The sequence below is a fragment of the Polaromonas sp. Polasp52 genome, from assembly GCF_059491565.1.
On record NZ_CP168513.1, the window covers coordinates 2,604,852 to 2,619,878 of the forward strand.

General features: G+C 59.7%; 13 protein-coding genes. 4 read left to right on the forward strand and 9 right to left on the reverse strand.

All coding sequences use genetic code 11. From position 1 onward, the window contains the following. Positions 1 to 202 precede the first annotated feature (202 nt). Positions 203 to 814 carry a methyltransferase domain-containing protein gene (locus ACEN9P_RS12205; RefSeq protein ID WP_495622108.1) on the forward strand — a complete coding sequence of 204 codons (612 nt, stop codon included), beginning with the start codon at positions 203 to 205 and terminating at the stop codon, positions 812 to 814. Between the two features lie 29 nt (positions 815 to 843). On the opposite strand, the gene ACEN9P_RS12210 is transcribed toward ACEN9P_RS12205, so the two are convergent. The 5 genes from ACEN9P_RS12210 to ACEN9P_RS12230 are packed head-to-tail and all read right to left on the reverse strand — an operon-like array spanning position 844 to position 8,325. Then, positions 844 to 2,613, reverse strand: coding sequence for a glycosyltransferase family 9 protein (locus tag ACEN9P_RS12210; protein ID WP_495622109.1), 1,770 nt, complete (start codon positions 2,611 to 2,613; stop codon positions 844 to 846). Continuing rightward, positions 2,610 to 3,755 carry a hypothetical protein gene (locus tag ACEN9P_RS12215; protein WP_495622110.1) on the reverse strand — a complete coding sequence of 382 codons (1,146 nt, stop codon included), beginning with the start codon at positions 3,753 to 3,755 and terminating at the stop codon, positions 2,610 to 2,612. Before ACEN9P_RS12215 ends, ACEN9P_RS12210 begins: the two co-directional genes overlap by 4 nt. 16 nt (positions 3,756 to 3,771) lie before the next feature. Continuing rightward, positions 3,772 to 6,204, reverse strand: coding sequence for a methyltransferase domain-containing protein (locus tag ACEN9P_RS12220; protein ID WP_495619389.1), 2,433 nt, complete (start codon positions 6,202 to 6,204; stop codon positions 3,772 to 3,774). Positions 6,205 to 6,230: 26 nt separating this feature from the next. Then, positions 6,231 to 7,526: an ABC transporter ATP-binding protein gene (locus ACEN9P_RS12225; protein WP_495619390.1), complete on the reverse strand. Its 1,296-nt coding sequence runs from the start codon at positions 7,524 to 7,526 to the stop codon at positions 6,231 to 6,233. Then, positions 7,516 to 8,325 carry an ABC transporter permease gene (locus ACEN9P_RS12230; RefSeq protein WP_495619391.1) on the reverse strand — a complete coding sequence of 270 codons (810 nt, stop codon included), beginning with the start codon at positions 8,323 to 8,325 and terminating at the stop codon, positions 7,516 to 7,518. The genes ACEN9P_RS12225 and ACEN9P_RS12230 overlap by 11 nt, the downstream gene beginning before the upstream one ends. A 384-nt stretch (positions 8,326 to 8,709) precedes the next feature. On the opposite strand from ACEN9P_RS12230, the gene ACEN9P_RS12235 reads away from it, so the two are divergent. After that, on the forward strand, positions 8,710 to 10,227 hold the full coding sequence (locus tag ACEN9P_RS12235; protein WP_495619392.1) for a PglL family O-oligosaccharyltransferase: 1,518 nt from the start codon (positions 8,710 to 8,712) through the stop codon (positions 10,225 to 10,227). A gap of 1 nt (position 10,228) precedes the next feature. Here the strand turns inward: ACEN9P_RS12235 and moaC are convergent, their stop codons facing one another. Next, positions 10,229 to 10,714, reverse strand: coding sequence for a cyclic pyranopterin monophosphate synthase MoaC (gene moaC, locus ACEN9P_RS12240; RefSeq protein ID WP_495619393.1), 486 nt, complete (start codon positions 10,712 to 10,714; stop codon positions 10,229 to 10,231). A gap of 41 nt (positions 10,715 to 10,755) precedes the next feature. Between moaC and tfpZ the strand changes: the two genes are divergently transcribed. Together tfpZ and ACEN9P_RS12250 are read left to right on the forward strand one after the other, a co-directional pair. After that, positions 10,756 to 11,535, forward strand: a complete 780-nt coding sequence (gene tfpZ, locus ACEN9P_RS12245; protein WP_495619394.1) for a TfpX/TfpZ family type IV pilin accessory protein — start codon at positions 10,756 to 10,758, stop codon at positions 11,533 to 11,535. 31 nt (positions 11,536 to 11,566) lie between these two features. Further along, positions 11,567 to 13,150 (forward strand): M48 family metalloprotease, encoded by a 1,584-nt coding sequence (locus ACEN9P_RS12250; RefSeq protein ID WP_495619395.1) that lies wholly within the window; start codon positions 11,567 to 11,569, stop codon positions 13,148 to 13,150. Here ACEN9P_RS12250 and ACEN9P_RS12255 read toward each other — a convergent pair. The 3 genes from ACEN9P_RS12255 to ACEN9P_RS12265 all read right to left on the reverse strand — a co-directional run bounded on the left by ACEN9P_RS12255 (position 13,106) and on the right by ACEN9P_RS12265 (position 14,768). Beyond that, the gene (locus ACEN9P_RS12255; protein ID WP_477662120.1) at positions 13,106 to 13,462 is read right to left on the reverse strand and encodes a phage holin family protein; all 357 of its coding nucleotides are present in this window, start codon (positions 13,460 to 13,462) and stop codon (positions 13,106 to 13,108) included. The genes ACEN9P_RS12250 and ACEN9P_RS12255 overlap by 45 nt on opposite strands. A 76-nt stretch (positions 13,463 to 13,538) precedes the next feature. Beyond that, positions 13,539 to 13,988 carry a hypothetical protein gene (locus ACEN9P_RS12260; RefSeq protein ID WP_477662119.1) on the reverse strand — a complete coding sequence of 150 codons (450 nt, stop codon included), beginning with the start codon at positions 13,986 to 13,988 and terminating at the stop codon, positions 13,539 to 13,541. 51 nt (positions 13,989 to 14,039) lie between these two features. Continuing rightward, entirely contained in the window at positions 14,040 to 14,768 is a 729-nt protein-coding gene (locus ACEN9P_RS12265; RefSeq protein ID WP_477662118.1) for a TerC family protein, read from the reverse strand. Between the last annotated feature and the right edge of the window lie 259 nt (positions 14,769 to 15,027).

A 15,027-nucleotide genomic window follows, 5' to 3' on the forward strand; every position in this document is an offset into this window, starting at 1 on the left:
GATTCGAAGAGCCATTCATATATTGCAATCGCGGGGAATCAGGGGCCTTGCGCGCGCCGTGATAGTCCGCGCGCGCGGCTTGTTGGCGAAACCATCCCCGCTGTTGCCGACTTACCAGGACAGGTTTATAGGCAAATCCGGAATCGAGATTGGCGGACCCAGCCAGGCCTTTTCACGAAGAGGCGTCTTTCCCGTCTACCCCATGGTCGGAAATCTCGACAACTGCAATTTCAGCGCAAGCACGGTGTGGGAGGGGATTCTCCAGCAAGGGAAAACCTTTGTGTTTGATCCGGCAAAGCCCGCCGGCCAACAGTACCTTGCGGAAACAACGGCATTGAGCGAGCTTCCATCCGGAGCCTACGACTTTGTGCTGTCCTCGCACATGTTGGAACACACCGCCAACCCCATACTCGCCCTGCTGGAGTGGAAGCGCTTGCTGGCCGACGGTGGAACCCTGGTGCTTTTGCTGCCCGACAGGCGCCACACCTTTGATCACCGCCGCCCGGTGACAACGCTGTCGCATCTGATCGCCGACTTCAACGCCGAAATGGGAGAGGATGACCTGACGCATTTGCCGGAGATTCTGGCACTGCACGATCTGGAGCGCGATCCCGATGCCGGGAACATGGAGGCGTTCAAGGCGCGTTCCCTGCGCAATGTGGAAAACCGTTGTTTACATCACCATGTATTTGATACTCTTTTGGCTGCGGATCTACTCAGCTATGCCGGTTTCAAAATTTGTGCCGTCGAAGAGGTTGCTCCGCACCACATACTGGTGCTTGCATCAAAGGGGGAAATCGCCGCCGACTTTTGAATGCATCAAACCGGTTAAATGGGTTCTGGCTATGGTGAGGCGCGGTATTTTTTGGCCAAAAACCTGCCGGATCGGCGGATTGCCGCGATCAACCCTTCGCGGCGAATGGCTCTGACAAACTCATATGGCAGGGCCATCAAGAATGACGAGGATGGCATAGCGCTGGCAATACGCGCTTGAATCTCAATGAAGCGCAGATGAACATTGATTTTGTTGCGGGCCGGAAAAGTATCGATGGGGTTAGGATGCTTGTGTGTTTGCGCCGCCCCAATTAGTAGCGCCTCAATCTGATCGGCAATCATCATTGGCGACGCGAAATTTCTGCATTCGATCCCTCCGTAGACCGGGCAGTGCGTGGTGGCATGACATGGCCGGCAGCTTAATGCTTGTTCCAGGAACATGTAATGCGGTGAAGCCATGGCATTTGAATTTGCAGGCTTGGTATTTGCAAACAAGCAGAGGGTTGGCAGGCCGAGCATGTGCGCGCAGTAATGGCTGGGAAACGAGTCCATGCCGACAAGGAGATGGTTTGTATTGGCAAGAGCAATGAAGTCGGTCAGCCGGGTAAAGGTGGTCGCCTTGACGCCGGGGTGAGAGTAGCCTGGAGGCGCGAGCACCGTGATTTCGTGGCCGCGTGATCGCAGCAATTCAATAAGCACCGTTTGCAGGGAAGATGGGTAGACCTTCAGCGGCCATCCTGCATCGAAATGCAGAAGAATTCTCGCTGGCGAATGGGGTGTACGGGGGGCGACCAGGCGCGCGGGCATCGGCCGGGTCCGGATAAGAAGTTCATTCTCGCTGAGGGGGCTGTGGCCAAGCGCGAATGCAAAGTGGTCAATAAGATGAAATTCAGTGGTGTTGTAGTTCCGAGAGGGACGGCAGTAGGCGTAAAAACTTTCCGTTGGCAACGAGTCTTTGTACGACTGGAAGTATTCGGTGTCGGAAATCGCCTTGCCGCCGACAGTGACGGAACCGGGCTTGGCTTGTGATGGTTCGACTGCAGTGACCTGAAGCCGTGGCGCCGCGTTCTGGATGATGTCGACGTAGGCTTTGTTGACCGCTATACCCTGAAAGTGCGTAGCGATCTCGTTGAATGCGAGTGCAAAGAACAAGGCATCCCCGGCGTGGTTGGGCATGATGGCCGTGAATGGAATCGAGTTCCGATGTTTTCGGGCGGCGGCAGGATCAATAGGCGAAGAATGTGGCCCCGGCTTGACAAGCAGGCGGGATATCGCGTGCTGTGTAATCCATCTGTAAACTGGCCGGAGTCCGTGGTCTTCAAATCCGTTGCGCCAATGCTTTGACAAGCACAGTCGCGGGGCAGATATGACCAACGGTTTTGAGAAGCACAAAAGCTCCAGCAATGAGGCATCCAAGGTCGTGTCCACTGCAGATAGCAAGGACAGGTACTTGGAGTCATCACGGGTGAAGCTGCCTGGTAGCAGGTAACCCACAGGCAATCCATCCTGATCGGCAATTACCGCGGGGCTCGACAGATTACTTGCGGCGCGGAGCACCGCTATGACGGTGAGAATACTGGCGCGCGTCGTGGCAAAAAACGGATTGAACACAAAGCGCATCCCCTCGCTTGACAAGGCATCAACCTGCGTGAGGCGCCAGAAAATTTCCTGGATGTACCGCGCTGGCGTGGCAAACGCGGAATCCGGAATGCGGCTCCACGATGGCTGCTCAGGCGCAATCGAAAACGCGTGAAAGCTAGCCGGATTCCCCTCGGAATCTTTGAACACGAGCTCGTTGTCCGAGATGGCGCCAAAGGCGATGCGGGACAGGCTGTTCATAAACTCTTTTGGATTCCCTTGATGCGTTGCGCGATCTGGCCGCCAAGGTATGCGAAAAGGGTGTGGTGGCCGGCGACAAACCCTTTGGCGGCCAAGAGACGAAAGTATTTTTGCGAAAAGGAACGAGGGGCCCGCCGCCTGCCAGCGGCCAGCATCCGCGCCGATTGTTCAAAGGGATTACCCAGTTCGACGCGTTCTCGAGTGGTCATTTCATCGTAGGTGAGCCGCTCAATGGCCTTGATCGGGGAATGATCCGAGTAGCTTCCAAATGAATACGGGTGGGCACTGAATATGTCCCAACTGTTTTGCGAAACCTTGGCCTGGTAGCTGGCCAGCAACTCGTAAAGATCAGTACCAGAGTCGGTTGTCACGCGATTTTGATGTCGCGAGACCAAACGAAGGTCCTCGGGCAGCCCACTAAAGTGAAAAAACTTCAGATCATCGTTGTCGACCAGCCACCGGTTTCCCGATTTGGCGAGGCGACGCTGAAAAATATTCCAGTAGGCGACGTTGCATCCGGGATCGCGCAGGCAATGAAATCGCTGAATGAAGGCGGGCAGCGCAGCTGCCCAGAACTGATCAACAAAGTATCGGTGCTCGGCAAAATAGCAATAGTCTCGGCAAACGTCGCGCCACCAGCGCAAAGCGCGACGCGCCTCGTCCCTGCCCGATATGCCGATAAAACCTAAATTGTAGACACCCGCCCGAATGATGTCATCCATCCCAGAGCGAAGCCCGTCCACTTCAAGAGGCAGGCAGACATGGGGAGTCAATAGCAAGTCATGACTTTCGAACAGTGCCATCACCGAATCGAGGGGTGAAAAAACCTCAATATCCGGATCGAGGTAGATCACCGCGTCGCAATGCGTATTCAGCAGAAATTCCAGCAGATACGGCTTTAAGGCTGTGTTGTACTCAGTAATTTCGTACCGAAAGGCCAGCGTTTGCCAATCGCTGCAGATTGCATCAGGTGCCAGAAAGGCATGCCCTGCCTCTTGTGAAAGCGCGGCAACTTCCTGAGGGTGTTCACACAGCAGGATATGCAGCCTGGATTCAGGGTGATATGCCTTGAGTGATTGCTCCAGCACCTTAACCCTGGGTAGGTAATTGGCACTTGCAATGGTGCAGAAGTCGATTTTCATGAGTTGAGAGCGATAGTCATTTGACACCAAATGTTGCGGAAATTTGCAACTCGGCGCGGTCCTTCATTGGAGTCTCCGTCGACTTCTCGAGGGCGCGATAACGGCGTCGCGAGTTTATTGTCGCAATGAGCTTTCGGTAGCCCGGAATGGAGCGAAACCAGCGCAAGCCCCAGGCCGCATCCCAGCGCCGGAAATGCTCCGCATGCAGGACATCGGCATGGTGATTCGCGTCCCAGCGTTCGTGATAAGAAATCTGGACGTTCTCGAATCCGTGCCGTGCGAGCAACGCTGTCAGGCCTGCAGCCGTGAAATGAAAGACATGGATCAAGGGTGGTTGAGCCCATACCCAACGCATCCCTTGATCTCGGTAGCCTGACGATTCAAAGTTGGGTACGGCAAACACAACTTTGCCGCCAGGCACCAGAAACCCCTTGATCTCGGACAGTGTTCTTTCCAGGTCGTTGGAATGCTCAAGCACGTGCAAAGCAACGACGCAGTCCCATGCCATTTTCGGGGGCGGGGCCGCTGTGACGTAGGGGTCGTAGGTCACGCTGTCCAGCCCGGCCTCTCTCACTGCTCGCGAAAAATACCCTACACCGCCGCCAAAGTCCAGCACACGTCTGCCTAGCAACGGGCCATACTCTTTAACGCGGGCGCGGCAGTCATTGAGTTTCGCGTGATAGTGATCCTGATACCAGCGATAGTCAAAACTGCTTTGATATAGATTCAACAATATTTCGTCACTTGGTAGCGGATTGGAGAAAACCGAGTTGCAGGAGTCGCACTGAAGTAAGGTGTAGCCAGCGTCGGCAGCCCAGTTCGATCCAGCGTAAGGTCTGCATATGTTGTGCTGGCAGACATGGCAAATCACCCGTTGAGGGCGCAGGTCGAATGTTTTGAGGGATGGTTTGAGCAGATTTTTCGCGGGGAAAACTGTTGTCACTACGCTAAACAGTGGCTTCAAAAAAGCAAGGTAGCGGCTCCACTGATTAAGCCGATTCTGGATGGCATCAACCTCTGTCTTCAAAGTGGCAATACGCGTCGCCAGCTGCTGCGTTTCCTCGTCAATACCGATCTGAAGACTCTCTCTCAGGCTGACGGCTGGGGGGCGAGGTTTAGCGTTGGAAACGTTCGACCACTCGCGCGCAATTTTTGCCCAGCTCCATTCCTCCGGGGTGTCGTGCCAAAGTTTCCATGCAAGGCCTGACGCCGGCATCGGTAGATTAGTGGGATGCAAATCTATAAACTTTGGCGGCCAGGAGAGCGCATCCTGCGATTTAAAGAGCTGACTGAGAAAAATCAACAGGGGTATCCTCCAGTCCCGAGGGTAGTCACGATCCGTGCACTCTCCGGAGATGGAGCCATAGTCGATGAGTGTTGCGAGCCCGTCGGGGCGCACAAGGATATTCCACGCACGCAGGTCTTGGTGAAACAGCCCAGCCCCTTCCAAGGCCGCCAGCTGTTGTAGCAGGGAGTCAACAATTGCTGCGCTGTCCAGTTTTTCGCCGTTAAGCAGGCAGGTGCTGAGCAGGGTGCCGGAAACCCGCTCCCGCAGTATCCAGCCTTCATGCTGCCCCATGAAGTGAGCCGCAAGCTTCGGAAGTCCCAGTGCCGCGGCGTCTGGGCGATTGAGGCATGCAATTTCCCTCTCGAGCTCCTGTCGATTCAAGGCCCCTTGAGGGCCATGGAAGCGAAAGAGCTTCAAGAACTGATCGCTGGTATCGAAATAACGACGACGACGATCAAGGCCGGGTACATCGAACTCGTGCGCGAGCGGTGTCCAGTGATGGAATCGCGAGATTGCGTCGTTCGCCAACCAAAATTTGTTGCTCGCGAAGTAAACGGGACGCGCCGTGTCGGAAAGATGCGTGGCGAACTCTCCGGCACATGCCAGAAAGGCAAAATCCTGGTAAAGCCAATCAGGCGTATCAGGCTGCTGCGCAGCCCACGGTAGCGGTTCCTCTTTCAGGGCAACCTCGAATACGCCAGCTTCGATCTTGCCGCTCAATTCTTTCAAGATCGCTCGAGTCGGTTCGGCACCCTTTTCCGCGCACAGGTGGTGCATGACGCTCATGCCAATCACCAAATCGATTTCGCCAGGAATAAGCTTGCTCACTACATCTTCAATGCTTCCGACTTCAAATTGTGCTGAATAACTTGGGTGTTCCTCGGCCAGTCCGCGACACAACTTGATGTTCTCTTCGAGGCGGTCTATGCCTTTTACAGTTGCACCTCGTTCAGCGAGATGGAGGCTGAAATAGCCTTGGGCACAGCCCAGGTCAAGGACGCGCAGCGGACGACCGATCGCACCGGTCAAGTGCGTATAGATGGACGTGATTAACTGCAATCGATCATCGCATGGCCGGGATGCAAGCGCAGTGAATTCCGGGTGCCCATAGATCGGCTGATAGACCTCAGGAAGAGCTTTAACCAAGGGTGTGATTGCCATGCCGGGATGTAAAAAATGGTGGATGATTATCTGTCGATAGCTGCTGGCGCCTGAATCACGTCGATTCGGCAACTCAAGCCTGCATTGGAGTTCTCGTCATTCGGCTGGGGGGCTCTTAAGTTCAGGCTGATGGAGTCGTAGCGTCTATCATGAGCTACCAAGCCCGCTCCCACCTCACTCGTCACACCTATCGAAACAAGATAGTCCCCAGGCTCAAAAAATGGCGTGAAGAAAAAGCTGGTGCAGAGCGTGCTACCGGCCATCTGTTTCAAAGGCTCGCCAGGCCCCAGCAAGGATCGTGAATTCGTGGCCAGCACCATTGCGCCCGTGCGGGATTTAATCGCAAGGCCGAAGACGAGTTTTTCGCTGTCGACGTGACAGGCGCTCCAGAATTTGAGTTCAGTTTGGACGCCCAAGATCAGGAACGGCGGGTCTTCGATGCCGTTTTGTACGAGGCAGGCATCAAGGATGGTAGACGCACGGTCACCCCAGCGGGTTTCGGCGGGGTTGTAGTTGAGGCGGTGAATCAGCTTGTCATCGCTGGACAGATTCAGGGCACTCTTTGTGGGCCTCTCTTGTCCTTGCGGGCCATTGAACAGGCCCATATACCGATGAATTGCTTCAGACGGTTTCCCGGAAAATGCCACCGTACCGCCTTCCAAGAGTATGACGCGGTCGCAATGATGCGCTATTTGCTCCATGGAATGAGATACAAGGAGGACCACCCCCCCACGTTCTCTTACGGCATCAATTCGGTCGAAGCATTTTTTCTGAAATCCAGCGTCGCCCACGGCCAGAGCCTCGTCGACGACAAGAATCTCGGGCATCAGATGCATGGCGGTTGAAAATGCCAGCCGTACGAACATGCCGCTGGAGAAAGTGCGTACCGGCTGCTCCATGAACTCGCCGATTTCGGCGAAGTCCGCGATGTCGTCAAAGCGCTCGTCCATTTGCGCTTTCGTGAAACCCATCAGTGCGCCCTGAAAATAGACGTTCTCGCGGCCTGTGAATTCAGGATTGAAGCCCGCGCCGAGCTCCAGCAGGGCAACGACACGCCCATTGACCTGCACGGCGCCCTCGGTCGCCTTGAGGATCCCGCAGATCAGCTGCAGCAGCGTGCTTTTGCCGGCCCCATTTCGGCCAATGATGCCAACCGTCTCCCCTTTTTTGATTTCAAAAGAGACGTCTTTCAGTGCGGTGAATTCCCGGTGAAAGCGCATCCGGCCAAAGGTCAGCGCTTGCTTGATCCGGTCGCCGGGATGACCAAAGATGCGGTAAGTCTTGCTCAGGTTCTTGACGGAGATGGCGACATCAGAGTGCATCGGCAAACTCCTCCCGGCTGTGCTGGAAGAAGGCGTAGCCCAGCACCGATACAGCCAAGCAAAAGCCGAGCGCCGTGGCCCATGCGCTCCAGTCAATGGCTTGCCCGGTGACAACGGCGCGGGAGGCCTCAATGACTATGCCCAGGGGGTTGTAGTAGTAAACGGGGCGCAAGGCGGCCGGCACTGCGCTCATCGGATAGAACACGGGCGACAGAAACATCAGCATCTGCACAAACACCGGCAGGATCTGGGTCATGTCCTTGATGAATACGCCCCAGGCCGCTACAAACCAGGAGAGGCCCAAGGCCAGCAACAGAACGGGAAGCAGCAGAAGCGGGAAGAGCACGATCTGGCCGTGCAGGCCGCCCACCCATGCCAGCGCTGCCACCAGGATCAGGAAGTTGAAGGTGCCATGGACCAGGGCGGCCCCCAGCGGAACGACCGGCAGGATATCCACGGGGAAGATGATCTTCTTCACAAAGCTGGGGTAACCGCGCACAGCAGCTGGCGCACGGGAAACCGTCTCGGCAAAGACATTAAAAGTGATCAAGCCGCTGTAGAGCAGCAGCCAGAAGGGCAATCCGCTGTTTTGCTGGGGCCAGCGCGCCTGGAAAATCTGGCCGAAGATAAAGGCGAAGATCGCGAGCATCAGCAGCGGGCTGAGGAAAATCCACAACACGCCGAACATCGCGCCCCTGTAGCGCAGCAGCACGTCCCGTTTGATAAGCTGGCCAAGGAGATAGCGGTGACGCCAGATATCGGACGCGATCCGAAGAGGGTTTAAAACAACCGCGCTCATGACTTGGCAAGCGCTCCATCGGTTAAGGTCGCAAGCCCGGCTCGAGTGAGCTTGGGTCGCGCTTGTTCGCAGGGGGTGTGCATATTTTTCGGTGATGGATGGCTGTACCGGCGCGAAAAGCCTTGTTCTTACACGGTTTCAAGGCGTACCACCACGATGCTAACGCATGAGACCCTGAAAAGACGGTGCTGTTGCGCCTCGAATGTCTTGCCGGTGCGAGCTGGCGGACCGGCGGCTGCGGATTGACCCCGATGCCGTGCTGGCCATCCGCCTGTGCCCGGATAAGTCCCCCGTCGCCCGGATCAGTTAACCTCGCAAGCTTCGGTCTTGTTCTCATCGTTTTCGGGTGAGTGATCGCTTCGAGCCTTCCGGCGTCCCACCTTTATGCAATTGATCGCCATCCTTTTTCTGGCACTCCCCTGGCTTAACCCGCTTGCGCCCGGCCCCTCGCCAGGCGTGGTGCCCTGGCTGGTGTCGCTCGCCGCGGCGGCGGCCCTGGTGTGCCTGGCCCCGCTGCGCGCTGTTTCGGGCCAGCCCTCAAGTGAAGCTTCTTTTGCCCAGCGCTGGGTGGCAGCGGCGGCCTGGGCCTGGCTGCTTGCCGGCCTGCTCAGCAGCCTGATAGGCTTGTTCCAATACTTCGGCGCCACGGCGGCGCTGGGGGCGTGGGTAAGCCAGACGCCAGTGCCCGGGGAGGCATTCGCCAACCTTCGCCAGCGCAACCAGTTTGCCAGCCTCACCAATATCGCCCTGGCGGCTCTGATCTGGGTTGCCAGCCGGCGCAGTGCAGACGGGCCTCGCCAGTGGCTGGTGTATTTGGGGGCTTGCTTGCTGGCGGCCGGCAATGCCGCATCTTCCTCGCGCGCGGGCTTGCTGGAGCTGGTCGTGCTTTGTGTCCTGGCCGGGTTGTGGGGTGCATGGCGCCAGCCACGCGTTTTGCGCCTTTTGCTCGCGGCGGTGCTGGCCTATGCCGTGGCGACGCTGGCGCTGCCCTGGTTGTTGGGGTTTGACCCGGCGGCGCACGGCATGCTGGCCCGGCTGCGCGGCGGCGAACTGGCATGTGCGAGCCGCAAGGTGTTGTGGTCCAACGTGCTGGACCTGATTGCGCTTAAACCCTGGCTGGGTTGGGGCTGGGGGGAACTGGACTATGCGCATTACGCCACTTTGTATGCCGGGCCGCGGTTCTGCGAGATTCTCGACAATGCCCATAACCTGCCTTTGCATTTGGCGGTTGAGCTGGGCGTCCCGGTGGCGGTGCTGGTTTGCGGCTTTGGCGGGTGGTGGATACTGCGGCGGCGGCCGTGGCGCGAGACGGATGCAGCACGCCAGCTGGCCTGGAGCGTGCTGGCGGTGATCCTGCTGCACAGCCTGCTCGAATACCCCCTGTGGTATGGGCCGTTCCAGATTGCTTTCGGCTTGTGCGTAGGCTTGCTGTGGCGCAGCGGCGGCGACGCGACGGTGTCTGGCGCGCCAGGAGCGCCTGTTTGGAGGCGGCTGCTGGCCGTGGCGGCGATGGTGTGCTGCGCCTACGCCGTATGGGACTACCACCGTGTCAGCCAGATTTACCTGGCTCCTCAGGACCGCGATGCGGCTTACCGTGACGGTACCCTGGCCAAGATCCGGGACTCATGGCTGTTTCGCAACCAGGTCAGTTTTGCCGAGCTGAACCTGACGCCCTTGACGCGTGACAACGCCCGGTGGACCTTTGATACGGCGACGGCCCTGCTGCACTATTCGCCCGAGCCGTCCATGATTGAAAAAGTGATTGAAAGCGCTGTCATGCTGGGGCTTGACGACGAGGCCCTGATGCATTTGGCGCGTTACCGGGCGGCTTTCCCGAAGGAGCACGCGCGCTGGGCAGCGGCAAAGACCGGCTTGCCCGACGGTATTGAGCGTTTGCCTTAGCTCAGGAATTGGTGAAGCTGCCGGATTTCCCGCCGTGCTTTTCGAGCAGCTTCACGTCGGTGATGGTCATGGCGCGGTCGGCCGCCTTGCACATGTCGTAAATCGTCAGCAAGGCCACCTGTACTGCGGTGAGGGCCTCCATTTCCACTCCCGTGGGGCCGACGGTTTCCACGGTGGCGCGGCAGGCGACGCTGGAATCGCTCTCCTGCGGCAGGAAGTCGATGGCCACGCGGGTCAGGGCCAGCGGATGGCACAGGGGAATCAGCTCGCTGGTTTTTTTGGCGGCCATGATGCCGGCCACACGCGCGATGCCCAGGACGTCTCCTTTTTTGGCGTTGCCTTCAAGAATGATGGACAAGGTCGCCGGATTCATTACGATACGGCCCTGCGCAATGGCGACACGGTGTGTGGCCGCCTTGCCCGCCACGTCAACCATGTGAGCCTGGCCTTGGCCGTCAAAGTGGGTGAGTGCGGGAGGGGGGGCCATGCTTTTACGAAACCTTTACAACGGGCCCTCATCATAAGACCATGTTTGCGAGTCAAAGTCCCCTCAAGAGCCGTTTGCTGGCGGCGGGTGTGCATTTTGGTATCAGCCTGACCATTGCGGCTTTCGCGGCGGCGCTGGTTTTTGTCGTCTGGTATCCCTATCCTTACCGGGAAATCTCAGGCGGCCGCGAGTTGTTCATGATCGTGGTGGCCGTTGACGTGGTCATGGGGCCTTTGTTGACCCTGGCGGTGTTCAACATCAAGAAAGCCCCCAAGGTGCTGAGGCGCGATCTGATGGTGATCGGCCTGTTCCAGCTGGCCGCGCTGGCCTACGGCTTATGGACGGTGGCCGTGGTGCGCCCCGTGCACCTGGTGTTCGAAATAGACCGGTTCAGAGCCGTTCATGCCATTGAGGTACCCAGGGACGAGCTGGCACGGGCGCCGGCGGGTTTGGGTACGCTACCGCTGACGGGACCCACATTGCTCTCGGTGCGCGAGTTCAAGGACGACAAGGAGCGCTCCGATACGACTTTTGAGGCCCTGGCGGGCAAGCCCCTGGGCACGCGTCCCGGGTTCTGGCAGCGCTACGATCAGGGTAAGTCCCAGGTCTTGGCACGTGCCAAGCCACTGGAGGAACTCAAAAAACGTTTTCCGGCCCAGGTGGCCGAAATTGACGCCGCGCTGAAGTCAGCCTCCGGCGGGAGTGACAAGCCCAGGCCTGTAGGCTATATCCCCATGGTGGGGCGCAAAACATTCTGGACGGTTTTGCTGGACACCAACACCGCAGAGGTCATCGCTTTTGTACCCATTGATTCGTTCTAGGCAGATCCGGCCGCCGAGGCGAGGCCCTGTTTTGGGCCGGCTGGCGCTGGCTGTGCTCGCATGGGTGGCTTCAGCCAACCTCTCGCTGGCCCAGGCGCCCGCCAGCGTGCCCGGCACCACGGCGGGCTCCTTGCCCTCGCTGGGTGAAACGTCTGAACTGGCGGCTGCCGCGGAGCGCCGGATCGGCGACCGCATCGCCGCGAGCATTTACCGGGACCCGGATTACATCGACGATCCGGTGCTGACCGACTACCTGCAAAGTATCTGGCTGCCGCTGGTGGCCGCCGCGCGCACGCGCGGGGAGCTGCATGCCGAGCTTGAAGAGCGCTTTGCCTGGCAGGTGTTCCTGATCCGGGACCGCAGCATCAATGCGTTTGCCTTGCCCGGCGGGTACTTCGGCGTGCACCTGGGCCTGATCGCCGCGGTCGGCAATGCGGACGAAATGGCCGCCGTGCTCGGCCACGAGCTCAGCCACGTCACGCAGCGGCACATTTCGCGCATGCTGACGCAGCAGTCGCGCCAGACGCCGTGGATGATTGCCGCCATGATCCTGGGCGCCCTGGCGGCCGGGAAAAACGGCGACGCCGCCAGCGCTGCCATCGTCGGCGGCCAGGCGGTCGCGGTGCAAAACCAGCTCAATTTCTCAAGGGACATGGAAAGGGAAGCGGACCGCATCGGCTTCGGCGTGATGACCGATGCCGGTTTTGAAAGCCGCGGCGTGACCACCATGTTCGAAAAGCTGCAGCAGGCCTCGCGCCTGAACGACAACGGCTCCTTTCCCTACCTGCGCTCCCATCCGCTGACCACCGAACGGATTGCCGCGGCGCAGGCGCGCGTGCAGCTGGCCTCCGCCGAGGCCGAAAAGCCTTCGCGTGAAAAGCTGGTCGAGGCCGGCAAGGCCCGTGTGCTGCACGCGATGATGGCCGCGCGCGCGCGCATTCTGGCGGCGCCCGGGGTTGACGCCCTGCGCTCCATGGTGGCGGAGGCCCAGCGCCGCACCGCGCCCCTGGTTTTGCAGTCGCCGGCCTCGGCCGACAACGTGCGCGATGCCGGCGTTGTGTACGCGGGCGCTTATGCGGCGGCGCAGCTGCGCGATTTCGCGGGCGCCCGAAGCCTGCTGGCAAAACTCAGGCCGCTGGTCGCGGAGGTGCCGCAGGCGGCTGGCGCGGCGGATTTGCTGGCCGTCGACATCGACCTGCTGGCCGGCGTAGTCCCGGCCACGGCCGCGAGCTTCGATATTTCAAAGGCGGCCTCGCGCGCGGAGGTCTTGACCCAGGCGCGCTCGCTGCTGGCCGCGCAGCGGGCCCAGGATGTGTCAAGCCGGTTGCAGACCTGGGTGGCCGCGCATCCCAAGGATGCGACGGCCTGGCAGCTGCTCGCGGTCGCCTACGGCAACCAGAACCAGAATGTGCGGGCGATCCGCGCCGACGCGGAAAGCCGGGCGGCGCAGCTGGACTATCCGGCGGCGCTGGACCGGTTCAAGGCGGCGCAGGCCTTGATGCGCAGCAACCCCGGCAGCGCCGATTATGTGGAAGGCTCCATCCTCGACACGCGAACGCGCCAGACGGAATCACTTATCAAGGAACAGGCGCTCCAGGACAAAGTCGATCACTAGCTGCAGCGCTGAATAAATCAGTGAGCCTATCAGCGCGGCGACGAAACCCGTGACGTTCATCAGGTTGCTGGTCAGGCCGGCCGCGGCCCAGAACATGAGCGCGTTGACGACGAAGAGGAACAGCCCAAGCGTCACCAGCGTCACGGGCAGCGTCAGCAGCACGAGGATGGGGCGCACCACCATGTTGAGCGCGCCCAGCACGGCAGCCGCGATCAGCGCGCCGGTAAAGCTGCTCACCACCACGCCCGAATACAGGTAGGTGACCGCGAGCAGGGCGGCCGCGCTGAAAATCCATTTGAGGATGAGTTTCATGCCCGAAGAATACCATCGGGCCGCCCAAAGAAAAATGCGCCCCTGGGGGCGCATTGGCAAGGGGCGGCAGCTCCCGTCAGTCGGTCGCGACCAGCAGGCCGGCGCCCGCCAGCGCGGTGGCGTAACCCAGCACCCCGTGGCTTTCCTGGGCTTGTGAGGCCGTGACCGGCTGCATGTCCTGGCCGAACTTCGGCCGGCGGGCATCCAGCACGCGTGCCGCGCCGTGCTGCTTGATCAGCGACTCGGTCTGGGCGATCAGGGTGGTTTGCGCCAGCTGGGTCAGCACCGTGTCACCCTCTTGTTCCAGCAGGGGCATCAGCTGGGCGAAGACTTTTTCCGCCCACTTTCCGCGCCAGCTTTCGCGCGCGCTGTGCGTCACCCATTTGCTGACGCGGTGCGTCACGCGGGGTGCGCAGCCGACCACGATCCAGCGAGTGGGGTTGCGGGCGCCGCCCGTGGGCAGCATGGGTTGCAGCATCTGCAGGGCATATGCGGCGTCGTCAACGTACACGATGATGTTGTCCATGAAGTTCTCCTTGAGTTGTCGTCGTTTTAGAAAGCTTGCTGGTTGCGGGTTTCAGTGCGGGATCAGGTCTGCGTCGCGGGTGGAGCGGTTGCGCCGGGTGGCCCACCAGCCCGCGCCTAGCACGCCGGCCACCGCCACCGCGTAGGTGATCCACTGGGCGGCCGTGTGCAGGGTGGCGGCGGAGGGCAAGGCGCCGGGTCCGCCGTAAATCGGGTCGAGCAGCTGTTCGCTCACGATCATCTTGGCGGCGGTGAAGGCCAGCACCGCGGCGCCGATGTTGATGATGACGGGGAAGCGTTCCACCAGCTTGAGCACCAGGGTGCTGCCGAACACCACGATGGGGATGCTCACCAGCAGGCCGATGACGACCAGGTCGAAAGAGCCGTGCGCGGCGCCGGCCACGCCCAGCACGTTGTCAATGCCCATCAGGGCGTCTGCCACCACAATGGTTTTCATCGCGCCCCAGAAAGTGCTGGCGACGGGGCCGTCGTGCTCTTTGTCGCCCTGGTCGGCCAGCAGCTTGTAGGCGATCCACAGCAATCCCAGGCCGCCGACCAGCATCAGGCCGGGGATTTTCAGCAGCCACACCACGCCGACGGTCATGGCCGAGCGGACCACGATGGCGCCCACTGTGCCCCAGACGATGGCTTTTTTCTGCAGGTGGGACGGCAGGTTGCGCGCGGCCAGGGCGATCACGATGGCGTTGTCGCCGGCGAGTACCAGGTCAATGAGGATGATCGCCAGCAGGGCGGACCACCAGGGGGCGGTAAATAGTTCCAAAGCTCACACTCCATGTCAAGTTTCGACTTGGAAATCCGAACGGGCGGATTTCCGGGCTCGTGAAACCGGAACAGGTTTGTGGGTGGTTCGGGTCGGGTAAGGGTGCCGCGAACGCCTCGATCAAACCTGTTCAGGTTTCAATCGAAGGTCTGGCTCGACATGCAGTGTCGCTGCATGCCCAACAAGCCGGAAGTGTGAACTTCGTAATGACGACTTGCTGTTAGCGATTTTGCTGTGGTGTCTGTTATCGAATATTGCA